The organism is Streptomyces sp. NPDC048514 (genome assembly GCF_043199955.1).
Taxonomy (GTDB): domain Bacteria; phylum Actinomycetota; class Actinomycetes; order Streptomycetales; family Streptomycetaceae; genus Streptomyces.
In genome coordinates, this window is sequence record NZ_JBICWT010000006.1 from 67,105 (window position 1) to 75,295 (window position 8,191).

At 67.5% G+C, this 8,191-nt stretch carries 8 protein-coding genes and 2 pseudogenes; 3 read left to right on the top strand and 7 right to left on the bottom strand.

Features of this window, described 5'->3' with window-relative positions:
- Nucleotides 1-50: 50 nt before the first annotated feature.
- Nucleotides 51-524 carry a VOC family protein gene (locus ACGFT2_RS14720; RefSeq protein WP_393277756.1) on the top strand — a complete coding sequence of 158 codons (474 nt, stop codon included), beginning with the start codon at nucleotides 51-53 and terminating at the stop codon, nucleotides 522-524.
- A gap of 34 nt (nucleotides 525-558) precedes the next feature.
- On the opposite strand, the gene ACGFT2_RS14725 is transcribed toward ACGFT2_RS14720, so the two are convergent.
- Nucleotides 559-1,494: a DUF5996 family protein gene (locus ACGFT2_RS14725; RefSeq protein ID WP_393277758.1), complete on the bottom strand. Its 936-nt coding sequence runs from the start codon at nucleotides 1,492-1,494 to the stop codon at nucleotides 559-561.
- A gap of 278 nt (nucleotides 1,495-1,772) precedes the next feature.
- On the bottom strand, nucleotides 1,773-2,534 hold the full coding sequence (locus ACGFT2_RS14730) for a class I SAM-dependent methyltransferase (RefSeq protein WP_393277760.1): 762 nt from the start codon (nucleotides 2,532-2,534) through the stop codon (nucleotides 1,773-1,775).
- Nucleotides 2,535-2,619: 85 nt separating this feature from the next.
- Between ACGFT2_RS14730 and ACGFT2_RS14735 the strand changes: the two are divergent.
- A pseudogene (locus tag ACGFT2_RS14735) lies at nucleotides 2,620-2,756 on the top strand (IS5/IS1182 family transposase); the annotation flags it as partial.
- A 335-nt stretch (nucleotides 2,757-3,091) separates the two neighbouring features.
- On the opposite strand, the gene ACGFT2_RS14740 reads toward ACGFT2_RS14735, so the two are convergent.
- Entirely contained in the window at nucleotides 3,092-3,823 is a 732-nt protein-coding gene (locus ACGFT2_RS14740) for a dienelactone hydrolase family protein (RefSeq protein ID WP_393277762.1), read from the bottom strand.
- Between the two features lie 373 nt (nucleotides 3,824-4,196).
- Between ACGFT2_RS14740 and ACGFT2_RS14745 the strand changes: the two genes are divergently transcribed.
- Nucleotides 4,197-4,646 carry a hypothetical protein gene (locus ACGFT2_RS14745; protein ID WP_393277764.1) on the top strand — a complete coding sequence of 150 codons (450 nt, stop codon included), beginning with the start codon at nucleotides 4,197-4,199 and terminating at the stop codon, nucleotides 4,644-4,646.
- Between the two features lie 215 nt (nucleotides 4,647-4,861).
- Here the strand turns inward: ACGFT2_RS14745 and ACGFT2_RS14750 are convergent, their stop codons facing one another.
- The 4 genes and pseudogenes from ACGFT2_RS14750 to ACGFT2_RS14765 form a co-directional block, all read right to left on the bottom strand.
- On the bottom strand, nucleotides 4,862-5,353 hold the full coding sequence (locus tag ACGFT2_RS14750; protein ID WP_393277766.1) for a hypothetical protein: 492 nt from the start codon (nucleotides 5,351-5,353) through the stop codon (nucleotides 4,862-4,864).
- Between the two features lie 291 nt (nucleotides 5,354-5,644).
- On the bottom strand, nucleotides 5,645-6,061 hold the full coding sequence (locus ACGFT2_RS14755; RefSeq protein ID WP_393277768.1) for a DUF6461 domain-containing protein: 417 nt from the start codon (nucleotides 6,059-6,061) through the stop codon (nucleotides 5,645-5,647).
- Between the two features lie 914 nt (nucleotides 6,062-6,975).
- Nucleotides 6,976-7,242 (bottom strand): DUF3303 domain-containing protein, encoded by a 267-nt coding sequence (locus ACGFT2_RS14760; protein WP_393277770.1) that lies wholly within the window; start codon nucleotides 7,240-7,242, stop codon nucleotides 6,976-6,978.
- 854 nt (nucleotides 7,243-8,096) lie between these two features.
- Nucleotides 8,097-8,191: pseudogene (locus tag ACGFT2_RS14765) on the bottom strand (hydrophobic protein); the annotation flags it as partial.

Consider the following 8,191-nt stretch of genomic DNA (forward strand, 5'->3'; position numbering starts at 1 on the left):
CTCTGCCGGATGGGAATGCCGGGCGGGGGCTCCCGCCCTACGCTGGCCATATGTCCGATTTCATCGCCGCCGGCGCCTCAGCCGACGACCTTCCCGCACCGGCCGAGGGTCTGCTGCTGACGCACTTCCTCACGGTCGGCGACGTCCCTCGCTCGCGGGCGTTCTATGCCGATGTGCTGGGCGGGCAGGTGGTGCTGGAGGAGAACCCCTGCATCATCAAGGTCGCCAACAGCTGGATCATCATGAACCCCGGCGGCGGGCCCACGGATGACAAACCCGACGTCGTACTGCGCCCGCCGGAGGACCGCCACACCGCCTCCAGCTTCCTGAACGTACGGGTGGCGGACATCCACGGCTTCTACGCGGCGGCCCGCGCCATGGGAGCCGAGTTCCTCACCCCGCCCATCGACCGGCGCGCCGAGCTGCGCTGCTACATGCGCGACCCGGATGGCTACCTCATCGAGGTCGGCCAGTCCACGGGCCTGCTCAAGGGCATCCTGGCGCGCACCGATACCGAAGCCTGACCACTGCACCGCGCTGCACCGCTGACCGCATTCGTCAGATGCGACGGACCGGGTCCGTGATTCCGCCGGGGCACGCAAGCGCCGCGATGTCCCATCCGGCACGTTGGGCCCCGGCCTGGTAGGCGCTTTCGTAGAAGGCGAGCACGGCGGCACGTGGATCGGCCTCGGCGCGGGCCGCGTCGTAGCGCAGTACGGCCAGGTGGCTGTCGCCGCGCGCGACCCACTGCGCGCACGCCGGGCTGAGCGGTGCTTCGGCCAGGCCGGCAGGCTCGGGGGCGGTGTACGAGTAGAACGCGGGCTCGGCAAAGGTGTCGTCGCCGAACCAGAAGCCGAAGCTGATCACTTCCGAGGAGTACGCCTCCCGGGTGACGGGGTCGGCCTGCCGGGGCTGGTCTACCCGGCGCCCGGAGAACCGGCTGTGGGCGATGTCGAAGGTGTGCCAGAAGTGGTGCACCGGGCTGGCCTTTCCCGAGAAGCCCGCCGCGAACTCCTCCAGCACGGACGCCACCTGGCTCAGCACCCGCCAGTAGCGGTTTGCGGCCACCGGGTCGTAGGTCGCGTGCTCGGTGTCCTCGGCGAACGGCCGGTCGGCGTCGGGTAGATCGAAGGGCCTGGGAATAGCGATGTTCGCCCGGACGCCCAGCGCGGCCAGAGCGGCCAGGGTCTGGTCGTAGAAGGACGCGACGGACTGGCCCGAAAGCGGAAAGGACCGCTGTTCGCCGTCCAGCGTCATGACGGCGAGCCGGTGGTCGACGAAGTCGAAGTCGACGGTGAAGATCGGATTCCCGTCGACCTGACCCATCGGACGTGTGGTGATGCCGCGCCCAGTGACATGGAACGGGACGTTCCACCAGTGGTTGCGCCGAGCGCTCTCGGCCAAGCGGATCTTGCCGACAATCTGCGTGAAGCGGTGCAGCGTCTCCTTGGTGTCCCGCCACTCCGGCAGCGGCGCCGGCGGGAACAGCTCCATCGCCTGCCCCTTCCCGCCCGGCGCTCCCGCGGCGGCCGGGCCGTCTCATCATGACCCCGCAGGGGACATCCCGCACGCCGCCGAGAGAGCAGTTCAGCCCAGCCGCCGCACGGGCCGCTACCCAGGTCCCGCCGTCGTCCGGCCAACGGCGCGAAGCCGGCAGGCCACGTCATAGACAGCCACGGGCTCATCCAACCCGACACCAGTGACACCCCGCCTCCCCCGACGCCAAGGCCCGGTCGACTCACGCCCATCCTCTGCGCGGGCGCGTCCTGCGTTCAGGCCGCGGCACGGAAGACGTACGCCGTCATGGGGGCGGTGACCGGTCCTGGGCCCAGACGGGCCGTCATCTCTTCGATGACTGCTGCCAGGACGGCCGGTCCGCCGCCGCGCTCCTCAACGGCCGCGCGCACCGGTGTCCCGGTGAGGTACCCAGTGGCGAGGTCGGCGGTCGACGCGGCCCGGCCATGAAGCGTCAGCTCCTGCTCGTCCTCGACAGCGAACCCGGCGGCCGCCAGATCAGCGGCCACGACAGCGGGGTCGGCATAGCCGTGCGGAACCGTCTGGAAGAACCGTGGCGGCTCGACCGGAAAGGCCCGCTCCAGCCCGGCCTGCAGCGCGACTTCGAAGGCGTGCGTCCCGAGCGGGCCCCAGGTGTTGAACAGGAACCGGCCGCCCGGGGCCAGCACCCGGCGGACCTCGGTGAAGGCCCCGATGCGGTCGGGAAAGAACATCACGCCGAACTGGCAGACCACCAGGTCGAAGCCTCCGTCCGGGAACGGCAGCCGCTGCGCGTCGGCCTGCCGCCACACCGCGCCAGGGGCCCGGGTCGACCCGAAAGCGACCATGGCCTCGTTCAGGTCGGTGGCAGTCACCTCGGCCGAGGGTGCCGCTGCGAGCAGGCCTGCTGTCAACTCGCCAGTTCCCGCAGCGAGTTCGAGGATCCGCCGCGGGTGGAGTGCCACCGCCCGGGCAGTCAGGTCCTCGGCGAAGGGCCGGAAGACCACCGGCACGAGGTACTGCTCATAGGCCGCCGGCATGGATGCGGACCATCGCCGGTCGGCGTTGATTCCCGTCACCCTCCTGACGGTAGTGCCGCGTCAGGAAACCTCTTCCTTGCCGCGCCGCCATGCACCCTGGGTGGAGCGGACCATGTCCTGGCTGTCCGGCTGCCGACGCCTCCACCGCCGTTACGAGCGTAAGCCGGAACACTTCCTGTTTTCACGGCTATCGCTGCAACCCTCATACGCCAAGTGAAATAGCGTCTTAAGGGGCGAGGAGAGCATCAAGGGCAGTGGAACGTTGGTGCAGTTCTGGCCTGCCCGCCCGTAGCCCGCGACGCGGCGGGAGCAGCAGGGCTGCTCCCGCCTCGAGTGGTCAGCCGCTGATTCCGACAATGAAGGCGTCGTCCTGGCCGTCGAGGATGTAGCGTCTGCACTGCTTCTTCGCCGAACGTAAAGCGTACCATTAGCGTACGAAGTGCGTACCAGGCGCGGTCGCGACTGGCGGAAGCAGCACGGTCCGGCTCTCTCCCCTGCGACTCTCCAGACACCTACAGATCGGCAGCCAGGGCTCTGTACACGTCGTAGCGCAATATTCAGGCGAGGTGTCGGACGAAGAACCTCACTGCGCTGTCGTGCTCGAAGGTGGGGACGTCCCCGTGTTTGCCCGGGTTGGCGTGGAGTGTTTTGTCGGGGGAAGCCAGGGCGTCGAAGAGTGCCAGGCTCTGATCCCGTGGGACGCGTTCGTCATTCCACTGCATGAGGAATTCGACCGGAACGGTGACCCGGGTGGCGTCCTCGGTCTTGCCGAGGGCGCCGCCAAGACCCAGTACCGCGGCGTGGACACGGGATTCGGCGGCGACGAACGGCACGCCGAGGCCACATCCAAGCGAAATCCCCCAGTAGCCCACGGGGCCGGCACCGACATGATCGAGGCGCTGGACCTCATCCACGACCGCTTGCCATTCCGGGACGGTCTGCCGGGCCACCATTGCCTGGAACTCGGCGATCAGCGGCGCGAGTTCTTCGCCCGCTTGCACACGTGCCTGGTTGTCAGCCGCGATCCGGTTGTACTCCGCGACCGCTGGTCGCTCCCCATGGCCCGGCACATCGACTGCCACGACCGCGAAACCGCCCTCGATGACGAAACGACGCGCAAGGTGCACCACGTCAGGATCCTTCTTGTGCCGGCCGCCGCCGTGCCCCACCACGATGAGCGGACGCCGGCTGGCCCCGCCTTCGGGCGTCCACAGCGCACCGGGGATTTCGCCGAGGAAGAAGAGTTGCTCGCGGACGCGGTCGACCGACGTTTCAGAGGTGAAACGCATAGCGGTTCAAGCCTTTCGGGATGCCTCCTGCGGGCACTCCCTAGATCATGCGAGAGAGGGAGCCCCGACCTGTCACAGTGTTGATCGGTCTCACCTCCTTGGTTCGCAGTCATGCACGGCGCACAGAAGCTACCACGAAGATCTGCAACTACGCATCGCCTGCGGACACTTCACGTCCGACAGCCAGGTGCGGGACAGACACTTGGGCCGGCCCCAGCCGGTGGTGCGACGGCCGTCAGTCCGCCCCGCAGACGGAGAAGACGGTGAATGGCGGGGATAGCGGGTCTGCCGCTGCCCGATCAACAGGCGAACCGGCTGCGGTGTGAGTACAGGTACTCATGCCCACGAGCCGGTACTCGGAAAGGCTGTCCCTATGACTACCTCTTCGGTGCGGCTCCACTCTGCTCTGCCGCGCGTGCTGGGCGCAGCCGCCACGGGAGCGGTTCTGGCCACCGGCGCCCGAAGTTACCTTTCCTGGGCCAGCCGCCGCAGCACTCAGACTTGCCAGGACAGCGACATCCTCTGCATCACCTGGTGGAACCTGACGGCCCTGCCCCTCATGCTCACGGTCACCCTGCTCGTGCTCACCATCACCTACAAGCGCCTGGACATAAGACCACGGCTCGTCATCATCCCGCCGACCATTCTGCTGGCTCCCATTCCCCTCGCCGCCGGCGCGGCGAGGGGATGGCCGACCGTCGCCCTCGCGGGCGCCGCTTGGTCAGGTTGCCTGGCCCTGGCTGCATGGAAGCGCTACCGGGTCCCGGCACTCACCGCGTCGACAGCGATATTCCTCGCCGCCATGATCGCGGCCTACCACTGACGCCCGCCAGCTGGAGCGGACGACCCATGCCACCCGAGAAGAACAGTGATTGAAATCCCAGGAAGCGGCCCATCGCCGTCCATCATCCGACACCGGGATTCCGCTCCCGTCGCCCACGCAACCTGAGGCGACGCCGGTCGTTGTCCCGTGACGCACTCTCGCCGGGCGGGGCGGTACATGTGGCGGCGTCTCACGAACCGCCCGGCCTGCGTCCGTCACGACATGGCGAGTTCCGGCAGCTGGAAGAACTCCGCGATCGCCTGCACGAGTCGTTCGTCGTCATCGTCACCGATCGCTGCTTCAGGGCCGATCACCTTGGCGGCCGTAAGAGCTTGCACCAGCGTATGTGGGTTTTCCCCTCCTGGGCGGGACAGATCCTCGAAGCTGAGGTGAGTGATCAGCCGTCCGTCGCGGTAGTACTCGAAGGCGGGAGCATGCGCCTTGGCCTTGCAGGGTTCTGTCACGAAGACGGCCAGCTCACCTCCACCACGGCACAGCCGCCCGTAGGAAACGAGGTCGTAATCTTCGCTCTCCCAGCTGAGCATGTCGTGCATGATGACGCTCCAGTCCTCGCTCTTGCCGTAGGCCAGCGGCAGGCGACGCTCGGCTAGAAGCCCTCGGGTCAGCGCATCCGTGGACACTCCTCTGAAAAAGACGACGTTGATCTCCTCATGCTGTGGCAACGGCCTTCGAACCCAGTGCTTCATGTCTGCACGATAGAAGTGCCGACTGACATCCGGGCTCTCCAGCCCAACCGGCAAGGAGCCGGCCCGCCCGCTGTCACATCCGGCCGCCGACCGTGGACGCAGGTCGGGCCGGGCAGCCCCTGAGTTCTACCTGATGTGCAGTCAGTGCGGATCATCTGGCCTGCCGAGACGAGAGCCACCGCCAGTACGTGGCCTAGCGACACGCGCATGCCCCCTACGCTGTCCTGAGCTGGACCTGACCCCAGCGCCGGCTCCCGGGCACCCGTTCGTGCTGCAGGGCTTGACGAACGATCACGCCGCGTGCACGCCGTTTCTCGTGGCAAGGGCGAGGACTGAGGGCCCTGGGGTTGGTCGAGTGCGCCTCCACCCGGCCGCCCTTCGACAGCGTCTGCACGCACGCACCCGCGAGCCCCAGCCACCGTCGAAGCCGAGGATTGTCCAGTCGCCGTTCTCGCCCGGAGCGCGGAAGGCGCCCGCGACGTAGGAATTGTCCCAGTCGTAGTCCACCTCGGCGCGGTGGGCGTCGTCCGCCTCGATCAGCCCGGCCGTTCCCTCCCCGATGCCGCGTGGTTCCGTCTCCATCGCGCGCAGCACCTCGCGCGGGGTCCGCCCCCGTATCAGTGTCAGGGTGTACCCGCTCTCCATCGCGTGGCGGAAGAGCGGCGAGGGGCGGATCCAGGTGTAGTCGTGCGCGGTCACCAAGTTCATACGCCGCAGTGTGTCTAACGCCGCTGACAACGCCCGGTGTCAGCGGCTATTACAGGAACCGCTGCTGCGGCATAAGTGGTCGTGGCACTACGGCGGTGGCGAGAGCAGGTTCCGGGTGTGATCTCCGGCTTCTGCGCGACCGCCCTTACCAAGGGATGTGGTTGTTTTGTGAGAAGTCGATCATGAACCAGATGGCCAGAGGGATAAGGACCAGCAGGACGTATCCTGCCAGAACCTTCGCCCAAGTCGCTGTCCTACCTTGTCTTTCCGCCTGCATGGCCTGTCCCCCGTCCGTGATGCGGGCAGAAGCCGAGTGTATGCGGAGGTTCGAAGCGACAGCAGCCACGCGCTCTGGGGAGCCGTGCAGATCCGCGCTGGGACAGGTGAAATGGCTGGGACAGGTGAAATGAACGCCATTCGCCATTCGCCGTTCTGGCCGGGCCTGCGGGACCTGGGCTGCTTACGTCAGCGGGGTGTTGGGCCAGGACCCGGCGCCGAATGCTCCAGGAGAGGTCGGACTCGGTGGCAAGGAGCGTTGTTTTCTAGAGCGTCCGCGCGTGCGGCTGGGCCGAGGACTTCGTCGCGTTCGACTCCGCATCCGCTGAAGAGCTGTGGTGCGGTGTGGAGAGACGCGCTCCTGCCGCTCTGGCCGCCGTCCATGCCGGCACTCCGTTCGCCGACCCGCTTCACGTGGCAGCGCTACGCGTTCTGGTCGTGGCGCTGCAACGTCCTTCCAGGCCGCCTCTCAGCAAGCCGGGTCAGGTGTCACCCAACCCTGCAGCAGTCCCTCTCGGTGACGACGAGGGGTGCCGCCGCGCCAGGCCTGCCTCAGGGACGTGCGGGGGCGAAGTGGGCGGGGTGCGCCGGGGAAGACGTACCAGGGTGTGCGCAGGTATCACCACGGGTTGAGTGTCCTAGCCGGTGATCGCGGTGGTCACGGCGGCGGCCTGGGCGCTGTCGACGACGGGGATCACCTCGAAGTCGACCAGGTCGTTCCACTGGGAGACCCAGGCCAGGAGCAGGCTGAGGTCGTCGCAATCCATGAGCTGGAAGCAGCGGTTGAATCCGGCGTCGATCCAACTGTTGATGTACTGCAGCCCGTCCGGCATCATCCGGCCGCGTTCCCGTACCCGTGCATACACGGGCGCCGCCTGCCCGTCCCGGAACCGCTCAATCACCATGAACAACATGTTGAGAAATGATACAAACCGAGACTTGTCATGCCAAACAGTTTCCGTTCGTGAGTTGAACAGCAGCTGTCACCACGACGGGAGCCGCCCGCACAAAGGCCGTTCGCTTACCCCGCGAACGGCGCTCGCGCGTCCGGGGACGGTGTGCTGGGCTGAGGCACCCCGAGCACGGTCTTGTGCAGCAGGTGTCGCTGTCCTCCGTGTCAGAACGGGGTGTACCCGGAGGACAGCGCCACCGCAGGGAAGCGGAACCCGCATCCCTGTCCAGGCAGGACGCCACGCCGCATTCCGCGTTCGTGACGCCTTCCCGCCGCCGGGAGACCAATCCCGGCCCACACAGTCAACAACCGTCAGAGCTACAGCCCGTGAGTACTCGGTACTTTGCTTTCGGGCACGGGGCGGCGCCGGATGGACGACCGGATCCCGTGGCCAGGTGAACCCGCCCGCCACGACCAGCACCAGGCTGCCTGAACACGTTCGGGCCAGGAAACTACGGTCGCGCACGGCAGCCACCGACGTCGTCGACGACAAGGGGGGACGGCGCCGGTAGCAGAACTGGAGATGAAGCAGCATCAGGAGGGCGCTGCCACCAGCGTGTCGCACGGCCGCCCCGGCGACCGCCCGTACTCGTACGCTCCCATTCTGCGTGCTGAGGCCGGGCAGTGTGCAGCGGCCCCGCAGACAGGAGGAGCAGGGTTCCACTGCTGGGCCTGCGGGGCCACTGCGTGTCACCTACCCTCCGATACGTCCGATCCCTCGCAGCTGCCGCCACGAGCCGCATCAATGCCCGTCGAGGGCCCGGCCGTATCCGGCCGGGCCCTCGACACGTCTTGCATTGGCGCGCTCTACCAGCGGTACCAGCGGCCCTTGCGCCCGCCACTATCCGCGGAACGGACGACGAAGCCCAGCAGCCACACGATGAGCACGATCACCGCGATCC